Consider the following 14,514-nt stretch of genomic DNA (forward strand, 5'->3'; position numbering starts at 1 on the left):
GCGCACACTGGGCCGATGAGCACCACGTCACGGCGGTACGCCGCGTTGGCCGGAATCACCGCCGCCGCCGTCGCGATCGGGATCGCCGAACCGGTCGCGGTGTTGACCGGTCCCCGGTCGGCGCCCCTGGTCGCGGTCGGCGGGGTCGTCGTCGACGCCGTCCCCGAATCGCTGAAGCAACTCGCCATCGACCTCTTCGGCACCGCCGACAAGATCGCGCTGCTGGTCGGCACGGCCGTGTTGCTGGGAGGCTTCGCCGCCCTCTTCGGCGTACTGGCGGTCCGCCGACTGGCACTCGGCCTGGCCGGCATCGCCGCGTTCGGCGCCATCGGCGTGGCAGCCGCGTTGACCCGCTCCGGTGCTGACCTCGCCGACGCGCTGCCGTCCCTGGTCGGCGCCGGCCTCGGCGCCCTGGTGCTCTGGCTGTTCATCGGCGGACCGTTCGAGCTGGACCCCTGGTCCTGGTCATCACCCACGCCGCCCGCTGGTCCGGTGTCACAGGCCGGTCCGGGGTCGCAGGCTGGTCCGGGGTCGCAGGCTGGTCCGGGGTCGCAGGCTGGTCCGGGGTCGCAGGCTGGTCCGGAGTCGCATGCTGGTCCCGGGTCGCAGGCTGGTTCGGGGTCAGGGTCGCCCGGAGAGTCGGTGCCGGTGTCCCCGGCAGGGCCGGTGCCGGTGACTCCCGCCGGGCCGACGACGGCGGTCGAAGCGGTCGGGCCTGCCGAAGTGGACCCGGAGTCGCGGCGACGGTTCCTCACCGGCAGCGGAGTACTGCTCGGCACGGCCGTGGTGGCCGGCCTCGGTGGGCGGTGGCTGGCAGGGCGGCGCGGCGTGTCCGCAGCCCGCGACGCGATCCGCCTGCCCGCCCCGGTCGCCCCCGCACCGGCCGTACCGGCAGGCGCGGACCTCTCACTGACGCAGCTCGCGCCGTACGTCACCCCCAACTTCGGGTTCTACCGGATCGACACCGCGCTGGTGGTGCCCCAGGTCGACCCGGACACCTGGCGGCTGCGGATCCACGGACGGGTCGGCAGGGAACGCACCTACAGCTACGCGGATCTGCTGGCCCGACCACTGGTCGAGCGGTACGTCACGCTGGCCTGCGTCTCCAACGAGGTGGGCGGGGACCTGATCGGCAATGCCCTGTGGCTCGGCGTACCCCTGCGAGAACTGCTGGACGAGGTCGAGCCGGACGACGACGCCGACCAGGTCGTCGGCCGGTCGGTCGACGGCTGGACCTGCGGCACCCCCACCGCCGCGCTGCGCGACGGACGGGACGCGCTGCTGGCCGTCGGGATGAACGGCGAGCCACTGCCGGTCGAGCACGGCTTCCCGGTGCGAGTGGTGGTGCCGGGCCTCTACGGCTACGTGTCGGCCTGCAAATGGGTGACCGAGCTGGAGCTGACCCGGTTCGCCGACTTCGACGCGTACTGGGTGCCGCGCGGCTGGTCCCCCCAGGGGCCGATCAAGACCCAGTCCCGGATCGACACGCCCAGGGGACGTAACCGGCTGACCGCCGGCCCGGTGACCGTCGCCGGGGTGGCCTGGGCGCAGCACCGGGGCATCCGCCGAGTCGAGGTACGCGTCGACGACGGCCCGTGGCAGGAAGCCGCGCTGGCACCCAGCGTTTCGGTGGACACCTGGGTGCAATGGTCCTGGCGCTGGGACGCCACACCGGGCGAGCACCGGCTCCAGGTCCGCGCGACGGACGCGACAGGTGAAACCCAAACGGAACGTACGCAGGACGTCGTCCCGGACGGCGCCACCGGCTGGCACACGGTCACGGTCACCGTCCGCTGATCCACGGCACGACGTCGCCCGCGCGGGTGCGCCCCCAAATCGGCGGGCCGTGTCGGCGGCGTGCTCTGTGCGGCCGGCGGGGCTGTGTCTGCGGCTGCCCTGCCGGCTCCCGAGACTGTCCATGGGCCGGCGGGCCCGCTGACTGACCGGTCATATCCGGGAGCGCATGCAGATCTTGGACAGTTTCCGTCAGTACGGCCCGCCTACGGAACGGAAAGTGTCCAAGATCTGCGGGCCAAGTCGGTCGGTCGGCGCCAGTTGTCTCCGTTGGGGCCAGTTCGGCACTCTCCGCCCTCCGGCCCCAGCCCGCGGCTGGCTTCCTCAGCCGCTTGCGGCGCTTCTGCAGCGGCAGCGGCCTGCGGTCGGCGTTCCCGGCGGCTGCACCCATCGCCGGGGGCCGGTGGTGTGGGTACGGCGGTCAGCGTCAGCGGCAGCGGGGTGGCGGTCCACGATCGGTGGCAGCAGGAAGGCCGCTGGCCGGCACCCCGGGTTGCGGGTGCCGGCCAGCGGTCGGTGTCCTGGTGCGGTGGTGCGGTGGTGCGGGGTGTCACCCTGCTCTTTTGTTGCGGGGTCAGCTGTTCCAGTGCTGGGTGACGAGGTCGGTGGCCTGCTGCTCCCACTGGGCGTAGGCGTCCGGGTAAGCCGAGACCTGTACCGTCTGCGCGGCGTCGGTCAGCGCCATGTCCTGCCACCCGTCGACCTGCTTCAGACCCTTCAGGAACGCGGTGGTGGAGTACTCGGGATTGGTGATCTGCTCCGGCGTGCCCCAACCACTGGTCGGGCGCTGCTGGAACAGGCCCAGCGAGTCGTGGTCGTTGGCGTCGCCCAGGTGGCCGAGGTTCTCCAGCTTCGACTCCTGCAGGCTCGTCGCGATCGAGATGACCGCGGCCCGCTCCGGCAGACCGGCCTTCTTCGTGGCGGCGATGATCGCCTTGACGTTGGCGGTCTGCTCGTCGTTGAGGCTGATCCGGGACTGGTCGCCCTGCGGCTTCGGTGCGGCCGATTGGACGGCCACGGCGACGGGCTTGGCGTCGACCGGGTTGGCGTGGGCGGCGATCGGACCGGCGAACACACCACCGGCGAACGCGAGACCAGCAACAGACAACATGCTCTTACGAATGATGGTGTTCATGAGGGGTAGCTCCTTCGGGGGTAGGACACCCCGACCGCCAAAAGGGGGCGGCGGCAGGGTGTGAGCACCTCGTCCGGCGCTGCACCTACAAAGGGGAAAAGTCGAGGGGGTGACGCCTGATCGGGCGTCGGGGTCGGCGGCCTGGCGAGCGGGGGGCTCGTGGCGCCGGGACCCTGTGTAACGACCGGGGGGCCGGGGTCATTCCGGGGTGGCCCGTCCATCGGCACCCTCATCGCGGCGGTGCCAGCGGTCGTGGGGGTTGTAACGACCGGGGGGCCGGGGTGATTCCGGGGTTGGCCCATCCATCGGCACCCTCATCGAGGCGGTGCCTGCGGTTGGTCGTGGGGACTGTAACGACCGGGTGGAGGTTGGCATTCCGACCTGCGCGACCAAGCCTTTCAAGGGGTCGGGCGGCGGGTCGGTGGTGCTGCGATCGTCAGGGTATGTAACGACCCCGCCCCGGCCATGATTCCGGCCCACGGGTGCGCCCGGTCACCGGACAAAAGCCGCGTACCTCGCAGCAGCCTAACCCCGGCGCACCGCCTGAATGCCCCAGACGGGACGAATCTCCCAAGGGGCCGTCACTGTTTTACGCCTCGCGACCCGACACTCAGCTTGATCCACTCGGGGTCATTGAAATCGGGGTGTCCGGGCCGGCGGGATGCCCCGACATCAAGGAACCCGTGTTGATCACGGCCCTGCCGGCGGCGGCGGGCCCTGGTCGCTCGGAACCGCATGGACGGCACGAAACCGCGCCCCCGCATGGACGGCACGAAACCGCGCCCCCGCATAGACGGCACGAAACCGCGCCCCCGCATAGACGGCACGAAACCGCGCCCCCGCATGGACGGCACGAAACCGCGCCCCCGCATGGACGGCACGAAACCGCGCCCCCCGGGCGGAGGGCGCGGTTTCGCGGAGTTGGGGACGCCTCGGGTCAGGCGACGTTGCGTTGGGCCGGGACGGTCGACTTGTGCGGGCGACCCAGGCGGGCCTCCAGTCGTGCGACGTCGACCCGGGCGTGCCGGCGGTCTGCCAGGTCCTCCCAGCCGACGGCGAGGAGTCGCAGGCGCTCCGACTCGCTGAAGCCGCCCCACACGCCGTAAGGCTCTCGTACCGACAGGGCGTGAGCGGCGCACTCGGCGCGTACCGGGCAGGCGCGGCAGACCGACTTGGCAGTGGACTCGCGACGCAGCCGGGAAGAACCACGCTCACCGTCGGGGTGGAAGAACTGGGCGCTGTCGCGCCCTCGGCAGGCACCGAGTCGCTGCCAGTCCCAGAGATCGACGATGGGTCCGGGCAGTCTACGTACGTTCGACATCAGCACCCCTCCTCCCGCGCGGCTCCGCGAGAATCCTTATGGCCGGCATCCGGGCGGCGGGCCGCGCAGGCGCACCGTTCCCGGCCTGGATCTCCCGGTACCCGGGCTGTCGTCAACTCACACGTGTGTGATCGAAAACGTCCGAGAAATTGCGGCTTTTGCCCCATCTGTCGGAAAAGTTCGAAGGATTGCCCGGAACCCCCTCCCCAGCCGACCGCGTCATGGTCTGCTCGTTGGCGGAGAGGAGACCACAGTGCGTACCGTTCTTGTGTGCGTTCGGACACCACTCGCGGCCCAGCACCTTACTTCTGCTGCCGCGCGGCTGGGGTTGTCCGCGATCGTTCGTACCGCCGTCTCTGATCCCGAGGTGATGCTGCGGCTGGCTGAGCGACCGGCCGACGTGGTGCTGGCCGACACGGCCCTCACCCGGCCGGACAGCGCCGGCTTCGTCCGCCGGGTGTTGGCGCGTGCGCCGCAGGCGGCGGTGCTGCTGCTCGGCACCGAGGAGTCCGAGGCCGCGGCGGCCACCATCAGCGCCGGCGCCCGGGGGCTCATCCAGAATGTCGATCATGATCTGACCAGCGCGGTGGCGAAGGCGCTCCTGCTGCTCACCGCGCCTGGCCGAGCCTCCCGGCAGCGGATCACCGATCCGGCCCGTGACGCGGCGGCGGTGGGTGGTTCCGGCCGTTCCGGGCCGTCGCCGCGCGGTTCCGGCGAGCCCGGCTGGACGGCCACAGCAGCCGACGGGCCGGCCGGGGTGGCGTCGGTGCCGGTGCAGCGGGGCGACGACGAGGCGGAGGCGGGGACCGGCGAGTCGCCGGCGCAGACCGACCCGGGCCGTCCCGCCCCGAACGCCCGACCCAGTCGGGCGTCGATCGGCCTCACCGAGCGTGAGCTTCAGGTGCTGCTGGGCATGGCCGAGGGCAAGAGCAACGCGGAGATCGGCCGGGAACTGTTCGTCTCGGAGGACACCGTCAAGACACACGCCCGCCGGCTGTTCCGCAAGCTTGGCGCCCGGGACCGGGCCCACGCGGTGGCGGCGGGCTTCCGCGCCGGGCTGGTGGCCTGACACCCGAGCAACGCCGCCGCACGGCACGCCGCGCGGAAGCGAGCACGCCGCGCGGAAGCGAGCACGCCGCGCGGAAGCGAGCACGCCGCGCAGTCGGGGCACGCCATGCAGTCGGGGCACGCCATGCAGTCGGGGCACGCCATGCAGTCGGGGCACGCCGCGCGGTAGCAGGGCGCGCCACGCGGTAGCGGAGCATCCGACGGGTCAGCGGACGGCGGGCCACACGACAGCAGGGGTACGCCGCGCAGCCGCCCGGCGGCGTTACTTGGTGGCGGTCGGGGTGTCCGGCTCGTCCTCGGTGCCCTCGGACAGGGTGTCGTGCACCCCGTCCGCGTACCCCCGGGCGTAGTCCCAGGTCACGTAGTGGTCCGGGTCGGGGTCGTAGGCGGGTTCGTGCACCCGGGGCCGACCCGAGTTGAGCAGGTGCCGCAGGTTGCCGCGGAGCAGGTCCCAGTCGAAGTAGTGCGGTTCGCGACAGTCCTCGCATTCGATCACGAGCCCGCGAACCCCGATCGGGGCCAGCAGGGCCTGGTAGATCTCCAGGTCAGCGAGGTCTTCCAGCACATCCTGCCGCTCGACGTCGGTCAGCGGATCCGGCGTCGCGTCATCGCCCGGGTCATCCAGACCCGCAGTGGGATCGGCCGGGTCGCCGTTGAACGGGTCGATGGGCTCGTCGTGCACCCCCTCACCGTAGACCCAACGCGGCGCGAACGTCCGCCCCCCGGTCTCCGCGCCGGCCCGGCCTGCCACGGACGGGTCGCCCAGCTCACTGGGTACGATGAGGCGACGTGCCGGCTTCGTGGCGCGCTCCGGTGCCCGCCCGCGCCACCTCGCTGAAGCCCATCCGAGCAGCTCAGGAGAGCAATCGTGGAAAATTCGCCCAGCACCGATCTTCCGGCCGGCGGCGAGCACGCCGACCTGGGCGGCCACCTGCCCGAGCTGCCGGCCGGCTCCGCCCGGGTGGTTCCGCTCGGCCTCACCTTCGATGACGTGCTGCTTCAGCCGGGCGAGTCGGACGTGGTGCCCAGTCGTGTGAATACCCGGACGAAGCTCACCCGCAACATCGAGTTGTCCATTCCGCTGCTGTCCAGCGCGATGGACACGGTGACCGAGGCCCGGATGGCGATCGCCATGGCCCGCCAGGGCGGCATCGGCGTGTTGCACCGCAACCTCTCGCTGGAGGACCAGGCACACCAGGTCGACCTGGTGAAGCGCTCGGAGTCCGGCATGATCACCAACCCGGTGACCGCGAGCCCGGACGACACGCTGCGTGAGGTCGACGAGCTGTGCGGGCGTTACCGCATCTCCGGTGTTCCGGTGGTGGACGGCGACGGCCAGCTGGTCGGCATCGTCACCAACCGGGACATGCGTTTCGTCTCCGAGCCGAACACTCCGGTTCGCGAGATCATGACCCACACCCCGCTGGTCACCGCGCGGGTCGGGGTGAGCAAGGACGAGGCGCTGGCGCTGCTGCGTCAGCACAAGGTCGAGAAGCTGCCGATCGTCGACGACTCGGGCCGGCTGCGTGGCCTGATCACCGTCAAGGACTTCACCAAGAGCGAGCAGTACCCGGACGCCAGCAAGGACGACGCCGGCCGGCTGCGGGTCGCCGCCGCCATCGGTGTGGGCGAGGACGCGTACAAGCGGGCCCGTGCCCTTGTCGACGCGGGCGTCGACGTGCTGATCGTGGACACCGCGCACGGTCACCAGCGGGCCGTGCTGGACATGGTCCGCCGGCTCAAGGCCGACGTGACGGTCGACATCATGGGCGGCAACGTGGCCACGTACGCGGGTGCTAAGGCGCTTGTCGACGCTGGCGCCGACGGCGTCAAGGTGGGCGTGGGGCCGGGCGCGATCTGCACCACCCGCATCGTCGCCGGGGTCGGCGTGCCGCAGGTGACCGCGATCATGGAGGCGGCCCGGGCCGCCCGCCCGGCCGGTGTGCCGGTGATCGGCGACGGCGGCATCCAGTATTCCGGCGATATCGCCAAGGCCCTGGTGGCCGGCGCGGACACGGTGATGCTCGGCAGCCTGCTGGCCGGTTGCGAGGAGAGCCCCGGCGAGCTGATCTTCGTCAACGGCAAGCAGTTCAAGACGTACCGCGGGATGGGGTCGCTCGGCGCGATGCAGTCCCGGGGTCAGGCCAAGTCGTACAGCAAGGACCGTTACTTCCAGCAGGACGTGCTCAGCGACGACAAGCTGGTTCCCGAGGGCGTGGAGGGCCAGGTGCCCTACCGGGGGCCGCTGTCCCGGGTCGCCCACCAGCTGGTCGGCGGGCTGCGGCTGGCGATGGGGTACGCCGGTGCGGAGAACATCCCCGATCTGCACCGCCGTGGCCAGCTCATCCGGATCACCGCGGCTGGTCTGAAGGAGAGCCACCCGCACGACATCCAGATGACCGTCGAGGCGCCCAACTACCACACCCGCTGATCCAACACCCCCAACCACCTGGAGTCCCCCATGCGTGACGTGGTCGAGATCGGGCTGGGCAAGACCGCGCAGCGCGGCTACCACCTGGACGACATCGCCATCGTGCCGAGCCGCCGTACCCGGGACGTCGACGACGTCTCGACTTCGTGGCAGCTCGACGCGTACCCGTTCGGCATTCCGTGCGTCGGCCACCCCTCCGACGCCACCATGAGCCCGGCCTCCGCGGTGCGGCTCGGTCAGCTCGGCGGCCTCGGCGTGCTCAACGTCGAGGGGCTCTGGACCCGCTACGAGAACCCGACCAAGGTGCTGGACGAGCTGGCCGGCCTCGACGAGGAGGCCCGCGCCACCAAGCGGCTCCAGGAGGTGTACGCCGAGCCGATCCGCCCGGACCTGATCGCCGAGCGGGTCCGTGAGCTGCGCGCCGGTGGCGGCACCGTGGCGGTGCGGGTCTCCCCGCAGCACACCCTCGCGCTGGCGCCGGTGATCCTGGACGCCGGGGTGGACATCCTGGTCATCCAGGGCACCATCGTCTCGGCCGAGCACGTGTCGACCACCGATGAGCCGCTGAACCTCAAGGAGTTCATCGCCGACCTCGATCTGCCGGTGATCGTCGGTGGCTGCACGGACTACAAGACGGCGCTGCACCTGATGCGTACCGGCGCGGCCGGCGTGATCGTGGGCATCGGTGGCGACGAGTGGTCGACCACCGAGTCGGTGCTGGGCATCCGGGTGCCGATGGCCACCGCGATCGCCGACGCAGCGGCGGCCCGCCGTGACTACCTGGACGAGACCGGTGGCCGGTACGTGCACCTGATCGCCGACGGTGACATCCAGACGTCGGGCGACATCGCCAAGGCGCTCGGCTGCGGCGCGGACGCGGTGATGCTCGGTGAGCCGCTGTCGCTCTGCGACGAGGCCCCGGCCGGTGGCGCCTGGTGGCACTCGGCGGCGAGTCACCCGTCGCTGCCCCGGGGTGCCTTCGAGGTTTCCGGTGAGCCGCTCGGGTCGATGGAGCAGTTGCTCTTCGGGCCGGCGGACGAGGCCGACGGCCAGCTCAACCTGTTCGGTGGGCTGCGTCGGGCGATGGCCAAGTGCGGTTACCGCGACCTGAAGGAGTTCCAGAAGGTCGGTATGGTCCTCGACCGCTGACCCGTCCAAGACCACGAACGAAGGCCGGCCCGCGTACGGGCCGGCCTTCGTCGTGTTCAGTCGGCTGTCACTTCTCCACGTAGATGGTCAGGTCGGACATGTTGCGGTAGCTGGTCGCCGCGAAGTCGAGCGACTGGCCCTTGTTGTCCGCGCCGCCGGGGGCGGTGTCCATCTCCCAGTTGGCGTGGTGGAAGTTGCGCTCGCCGATGGTCTGGAAGAACTGCTGGAAGTTGAGGTCGCCGTCGCCCAGCGGGGTCATCTGGTACCCGTTGGGAACGCTGGTGTCCCGATCGCCGTCCTTCGCGTGGAAGAGCGGGAACCGGGTGGTCCGGTCGGCCACGGTGAGGATCGGGTCGAACAGGTCGGTCACCTCCTGGCCGGCCGGATTGACGTACTTCTGGTGCTTGTAACGGGCTACGTAGGCCCAGTAGATGTCCAGCTCGAAGAAGACGTACCTCGGGTCGGTGATCTCGAAGAAGTACTCCAGTCGGCGGATGCCGGAGGACCGGGTCTGCCGGCCCTGCTCGTCGCGTGGGCCCCGGTCGATCAGGAAGTTGTACGCGGCGTCGTGGTTGTGCGTGTAGAGCCGCATGCCCCGGGCCTTGGCCTGCCGGCCCAACTCGTTCCAGATGTCCGCGGCGGCGTCCCACTCTGCCTTGTACGCGCTGCTGGTCGGGTCGCTGCCGGTGCCGATGTTCTTCATGCCGAGTTCCTCGGCGATGTCCAGCTGTTGCTGGAAGGTGGTTGGCTGGATCGAGGCGTGGGTGCCGTTGGCCACCAGGCCGTTGTCGTCGAGGATCTTGCGGATCTCGGCGGGGGTGATCTGCCGGCCCAGGATCTCGGTGCTCTGGGTGTAGCCGGCGAACTCGATCTCCTTGTAACCGATCTCGGCGAGTCGGGCGAGGACGCGCTCGAAGCCGTACGGCACCCCGCTGTCGTCGGGCGCGGCGGTGATCCGGTCGCGGACGCTGTAGAGGATGATGCCGCGGTTTCTGGCCGGGATCAGCGGCTCCACCCGTAGCTTGCTCGCGTTGCCGGGGTTGGCGAGCGCGGGGGTGCCGGTGGCGAGGACGGGTAGGCCGGCCGCGCCGATCGCGGCGGCGGCGCCGGCGGAGGCGGCGAGCAGGGATCGGCGGCTGAGCCGGCCGGTGGGGGTGGCGTCGGGGGCGGTGTGGTCTGGCATGGTTCCACCTTTCGCGACGGTGGTCGGAGACAGACACTAACGTCGGTCTAAGTCGAAAGATAGGTTCGATCGACGGCAGCTTTTGTTTGATTCGACGAAAGTCACTGATGATCGTCGATACCGGCCGCGCGGCCCTCGATGCTGACTACGCTCGTCCTGACCGCATCGCCGCGGAGGGCCGCAACGCCGCAGGAGGCCGGGGGCCGCAGGAGGAGTGGGCATGGTCCGGACCGGACGCAGATTGCGCGTCGCCGCGCTGACCTGCGCGATCGGGCTGGCAGTTACCGGTTGTACCGGCGACGACCGCGACGGCTTCCGGCCCGGTGCCGCCGACGTCAGCGACCCGTACGTGCCGGGGCACGGCAACGGCGGTTACGACGTCGGGCACTACGGCCTCGACGTGCGCTACGACCCGTCGACCGACCGGCTGACCGGTCGAGCCGTCATCACCGCCACCGCCACCCAGGACCTGTCCCGGTTCAACCTGGATCTGGTCGGCCTGGAGGTCCGCGCGGTCAGCGTGGGTGACGCGGCGGCCGAGCACCGGCGCGGCGACGGCGAGTTGGTCGTGACCCCCCGCGACGGACTGCCGCGCGGCCGGCAGTTCACAGTGACTGTCGAGTACGCGGGAGTCCCCTCGGCCGTCGACGACGGGGCGCTTGGCAGCGGTGGTTTCCTGCACACCGCCGACGGCGCTGTGGCGCTCGGCCAGCCCGACTCGGCCGCCACCTGGTTCCCGGTCAACGACCACCCGTCGGACAAGGCCACCTACGACCTGGCGGTGACCGTCCCGGACGGCCTGGCCGCGCTGAGCAACGGCGTACCCGGGCCGAAGAGCAGCGCCGACGGTTGGACCACCTGGCGCTGGTCGGAGCGCGCCCCGATGGCCAGCTATCTGAGCACGCTCGTGATCGGCGACTACCGGGTGGTGACCGGCACGCACGCGGGTCGACCGATGGTCACGGCGGTGGCCGCGAGCCTGCCGGAGACCGGCGGCGCGGCCACCTCGCTGGCCCGCACCGGCGCGATCGTCGACTTCCTGGCCAGCCGCTTCGGCCCGTACCCGTTCGACTCGTACGGGGGGATCGTGATCGCCGACGACCGGATCGGGTACGCGCTGGAGACCCAGTCCCGGCCGGTCTACGGGCCTGGCTTCTTCGCGGACGACCGGCTGAACCCGAGCGTCGTCGCGCACGAACTGGCGCACCAGTGGTTCGGCGACAGCGTGTCGCTGACCAGGTGGAGCGACATCTGGCTCAACGAGGGTTTCGCCAGCTACGCCGAGTGGTTGTGGGAGGAGCACGACGGCGGCCGGACCGCCCAGCGCAACTTCGAGATCCAGTACGCGGCGACCGACTGGACGCAGCCGTCGGTCGAGCCGGGCCGGGAGCAGATGTTCGGCACTGCCGTCTACAAGCGCGGGGCGCTCGCCGTGCACGCCTTGCGCCGGACCGTCGGTGACGACCTCTTCTTCCGCATCCTGCGTACCTGGACCACCGAGCGGGCGGCGGGCAACGCGACCACGGCGGACCTCGTCGCGCTGGCCGAGCGGGTCGCCGGGCGGCAACTGCGTCCGCTCTTCGACGCCTGGTTGGTGGGTGGGTCGGCTCCCACACTGCCGTGATCCGGCCCCGCCGCCCGGTCGATATGCTGCCGCCTGCGAACGGCGGGTAGGCGCCGGTTCGCGTGGAACTGCGGAGGCCCTGACCGGCCACCGTGCGGAGAGGGTGTGGGATGCGCGGGACGCGGCACAGACTGCGAGTGGCTGCCGGCCTGCTGGTGACCGGTGCGCTCACACTGTCCGGATGCGACTCGGCGGGCCCGGAGGCGGTCCCGTCACCGAGCGCGTCCCCCACTCCGGCGCGGACGTTCGCCGCGGGCGCCGACGGGGTCGGTGACGCCTACTTCCCGACCTACGGCAACGGCGGCTACGACGTCGGGCGGTACACGGTGAAGGTGCGCTACGACCCGACCAAGGACCAGTTGACGGGTACGACAACGGTGCGGGCCACCGCGACCACCGACCTGTCGTCGTTCAACCTCGACCTGGCCGGCCTGACCGTCAGCGCGGTCACTGTGGACGGCGCACCGGCGACCCACAGCCGCAAGCGGAACGAGCTGGTGATCAAGCCGGCTTCCGGGCTGATCAACGGCAACGGGTTCGTCGCCGAGGTCACCTACGCGGGCAAGCCGAAGCCGCTGAAGAACGAGGCGCTCGGTGACGGTGGCTTCCTGCACACCGCCGACGGTGCCATCGCGCTGGGCCAGCCCGAGTCGGCCAGCACCTGGTTCCCGGTCAACGACCACCCGTCGGACAAGGCGGCCTACGACTTCGAGGTCACCGTTCCGGACGGTCTCACCGCGATCAGCAACGGCGTTCCCGGCGGGAACACCAGCACGGGCGGTTGGACCACCTGGAAGTGGTCGGAGAAGTCGCCGATGGCCAGCTATCTGAGCACGCTGGTGATCGGCAAGTTCCGGATCACCACCGGTGAGCACAAGGGCCGCCCGGTCTACAACGCGGTCACCACCACCGAGCCCAAGGGGAACGCGGACGCGTCGATGGCGCAGACCGTCGCGGTGGCCGACTACCTGGAGAGTGTGTTCGGGCCGTACCCGTTCGACGCGTACGGCGGTGTGGTGATCTCCGACAGCCGGATCTCCTACGCCCTGGAGACGCAGAGCCGACCGGTGTACGCGGCGAGCTTCTTCCGGCGGGGCGAGAACACCGAGGTCGTCGCCCACGAGCTGGCCCACCAGTGGTTCGGCGACAGCGTCGCGTTGGCCAGGTGGGAGGACATCTGGCTCAACGAGGGCTTCGCGACGTACGCGGAGTGGCTCTGGGCCGAGCACACCGACGCGTACACCGCCAAGGAGGCGTTCAACAGGCGGTACGTCGAGATGTCCGCGCGGGTGTGGCAGACACCGCCGGGCAAGCCGGGCGCGGAGAAGCTGTTCAGCGAGTCGGTGTACCAGCGCGGCGGCATGACACTGCACGCCCTGCGGGTGGCCGTCGGCGACAAGGCGTTCTTCGAGATCATCAAGACCTGGGCGGCGGAGAAGCGCGACGGCACCGCCACCACTGCCGAGTTCGTGGCCCTGGCCGAGCGGATCTCCGGCAAGCAGCTCGACGCGCTCTTCGACGCCTGGCTCTACGGCACGAAGAAGCCCGCCCAGCCCAAGCGGCTCTGAGCCGCGGTCAGTTCTTCACGACAAGCTTGGGGTGGGCGGCCAGGTAGGCGTCGGCGCGGCCGGCGCGGAGTTCGGTGAGGAACTTCCGGCCCTCGGTGGTGAGCTGTTCACCCCGGTAGGCGCTGCCCTTGCCGACGCCGGAACCGGGTAGCCCGACCAGCGTGAAACGGTTCTCCGGCAGGCCACTGAGGGCGTACGCGATGTCGACGATCCGGCGTCCGCCCACGTAGACGAGCGTGTCGCCCAGCGCGGAGACCACCTGGTCGACGCGCTCGGGTTGCTTGGCCAGGCCCTCGTCCAGGATCTTGCGGGTCATCGCCCGGATCAGCTGCTGCTGGTGGCGCTGCCGGGCGTAGTCACCGCCGGTGATGTAGCGCTGCCGCGCGTAGTCCAGCGCCTGCCAGCCGTTGAGGTGCATCTCGCCCTTCTCGTAGACCTGCTGCGGCCCCTTGTAGCCGCCCGGCGCGCTCTCCCGGTACTTGCCGTCCGGTCGGCGGTGCAGTGACTCGACCCGCTGGTCGATGTAGATGTCCACCCCACCCAGGGCGTTGACCAGCCGGTCGAACCCGTTGAAGGTGAGCACCGCGCCAGCGTCGATGCGCAGCCCGGTGTAGCCGCTGACAGTGCTGCGCAGCAGCTCGTACCCCTGGGCCGTGCTGGGTTGTTTGGGTTTGCCCGGCACCCGGCTGCCGAAGCTCATGGCGTGCGTGAGTTTGGTCTTGCCGCCCTTGTAGCCGGCCTTCGGGAACGCCGGGATGTCCACCAGCAGGTCGCGGGGGAGCGAGAAGATGTACGCCCGATCCAACCCCTTGGGTACGTGCAGCACCAGAACGGCGTCGGAGTGCGGCTCCCATCCGGGCACGCTGACCCGGGTGTCCACACCGACCAGCAGCAGGTTGAGCGGGCCCGTGATGTCCGCGCCCGGCGGCGGACCGCTGGGGCTCGGGGTCGGCGTGCCGACCGGCGACGGGGTCGGTGAGCCGGCCACCGGAGCGCCCCCCGGCTTGTTGTCGCCGGTCAGCCGGGTGATCACCACGGTGCCGGCCGCGATCAGCGCGACGACGGCGAGGGCCGCCAACCCCAGCAGCAGCCACCGTCGGCGCGGCGCCATCGACCCGAGAACCATCTAGTTTCCTTCCACCCGTCTGGTGAACAACGCTCCGACGGGTGCTCCGGGTTGCGGCCGGGAGACGCCGGGGCGGTCGGCCGGAGCATGATCGCGCAAAAACGGGCGCTGGCGC

At 70.8% G+C, this 14,514-nt stretch carries 10 protein-coding genes and 2 pseudogenes; 7 read left to right on the plus strand and 5 right to left on the minus strand.

Features of this window, described 5'->3' with window-relative positions:
• Nucleotides 1-15: 15 nt before the first annotated feature.
• Nucleotides 16-486, plus strand: a pseudogene (locus ACFYPG_RS15425) (molybdopterin-binding oxidoreductase); the annotation flags it as partial.
• Between the two features lie 153 nt (nucleotides 487-639).
• Nucleotides 640-1,797, plus strand: a pseudogene (locus tag ACFYPG_RS15430) (molybdopterin-dependent oxidoreductase); the annotation flags it as partial.
• 571 nt (nucleotides 1,798-2,368) lie between these two features.
• Here the strand turns inward: ACFYPG_RS15430 and ACFYPG_RS15435 are convergent.
• Together ACFYPG_RS15435 and ACFYPG_RS15440 are read right to left on the minus strand one after the other, a co-directional pair.
• Nucleotides 2,369-2,929: a hypothetical protein gene (locus ACFYPG_RS15435; RefSeq protein WP_387352378.1), complete on the minus strand. Its 561-nt coding sequence runs from the start codon at nucleotides 2,927-2,929 to the stop codon at nucleotides 2,369-2,371.
• A gap of 937 nt (nucleotides 2,930-3,866) precedes the next feature.
• Nucleotides 3,867-4,250, minus strand: coding sequence for a WhiB family transcriptional regulator (locus ACFYPG_RS15440; RefSeq protein WP_355010075.1), 384 nt, complete (start codon nucleotides 4,248-4,250; stop codon nucleotides 3,867-3,869).
• A gap of 253 nt (nucleotides 4,251-4,503) precedes the next feature.
• Between ACFYPG_RS15440 and ACFYPG_RS15445 the strand changes: the two genes are divergently transcribed.
• Entirely contained in the window at nucleotides 4,504-5,319 is an 816-nt protein-coding gene (locus tag ACFYPG_RS15445) for a response regulator transcription factor (protein ID WP_355010074.1), read from the plus strand.
• Nucleotides 5,320-5,580: 261 nt separating this feature from the next.
• On the opposite strand, the gene ACFYPG_RS15450 is transcribed toward ACFYPG_RS15445, so the two are convergent.
• Nucleotides 5,581-6,000, minus strand: a complete 420-nt coding sequence (locus ACFYPG_RS15450; protein ID WP_355010073.1) for a DUF5319 domain-containing protein — start codon at nucleotides 5,998-6,000, stop codon at nucleotides 5,581-5,583.
• Between the two features lie 186 nt (nucleotides 6,001-6,186).
• Between ACFYPG_RS15450 and guaB the strand changes: the two genes are divergently transcribed.
• Both guaB and ACFYPG_RS15460 read left to right on the plus strand, forming a co-directional pair.
• On the plus strand, nucleotides 6,187-7,749 hold the full coding sequence (guaB, locus tag ACFYPG_RS15455) for an IMP dehydrogenase (protein WP_357197765.1): 1,563 nt from the start codon (nucleotides 6,187-6,189) through the stop codon (nucleotides 7,747-7,749).
• Between the two features lie 30 nt (nucleotides 7,750-7,779).
• A complete protein-coding gene (locus tag ACFYPG_RS15460) occupies nucleotides 7,780-8,898 on the plus strand; it encodes a GuaB3 family IMP dehydrogenase-related protein (protein WP_355010071.1) in 1,119 nt (372 codons plus the stop codon).
• Nucleotides 8,899-8,965: 67 nt separating this feature from the next.
• Here ACFYPG_RS15460 and ACFYPG_RS15465 read toward each other — a convergent pair whose 3' ends face one another.
• On the minus strand, nucleotides 8,966-10,081 hold the full coding sequence (locus tag ACFYPG_RS15465) for a sugar phosphate isomerase/epimerase family protein (RefSeq protein ID WP_387352381.1): 1,116 nt from the start codon (nucleotides 10,079-10,081) through the stop codon (nucleotides 8,966-8,968).
• A 220-nt stretch (nucleotides 10,082-10,301) separates the two neighbouring features.
• Between ACFYPG_RS15465 and ACFYPG_RS15470 the strand changes: the two genes are divergently transcribed.
• Together ACFYPG_RS15470 and ACFYPG_RS15475 are read left to right on the plus strand one after the other, a co-directional pair.
• Nucleotides 10,302-11,705: a M1 family metallopeptidase gene (locus tag ACFYPG_RS15470; protein ID WP_387352383.1), complete on the plus strand. Its 1,404-nt coding sequence runs from the start codon at nucleotides 10,302-10,304 to the stop codon at nucleotides 11,703-11,705.
• Between the two features lie 110 nt (nucleotides 11,706-11,815).
• Nucleotides 11,816-13,273: a M1 family metallopeptidase gene (locus tag ACFYPG_RS15475; RefSeq protein WP_387352385.1), complete on the plus strand. Its 1,458-nt coding sequence runs from the start codon at nucleotides 11,816-11,818 to the stop codon at nucleotides 13,271-13,273.
• Nucleotides 13,274-13,280: 7 nt separating this feature from the next.
• On the opposite strand, the gene ACFYPG_RS15480 is transcribed toward ACFYPG_RS15475, so the two are convergent.
• A complete protein-coding gene (locus tag ACFYPG_RS15480) occupies nucleotides 13,281-14,399 on the minus strand; it encodes an LCP family protein (RefSeq protein ID WP_387352387.1) in 1,119 nt (372 codons plus the stop codon).
• Nucleotides 14,400-14,514 lie beyond the last annotated feature (115 nt).

Source organism: Micromonospora sp. NPDC005553 (assembly GCF_042871765.1).
Taxonomy (GTDB): Bacteria; Actinomycetota; Actinomycetes; order Mycobacteriales; family Micromonosporaceae; genus Micromonospora.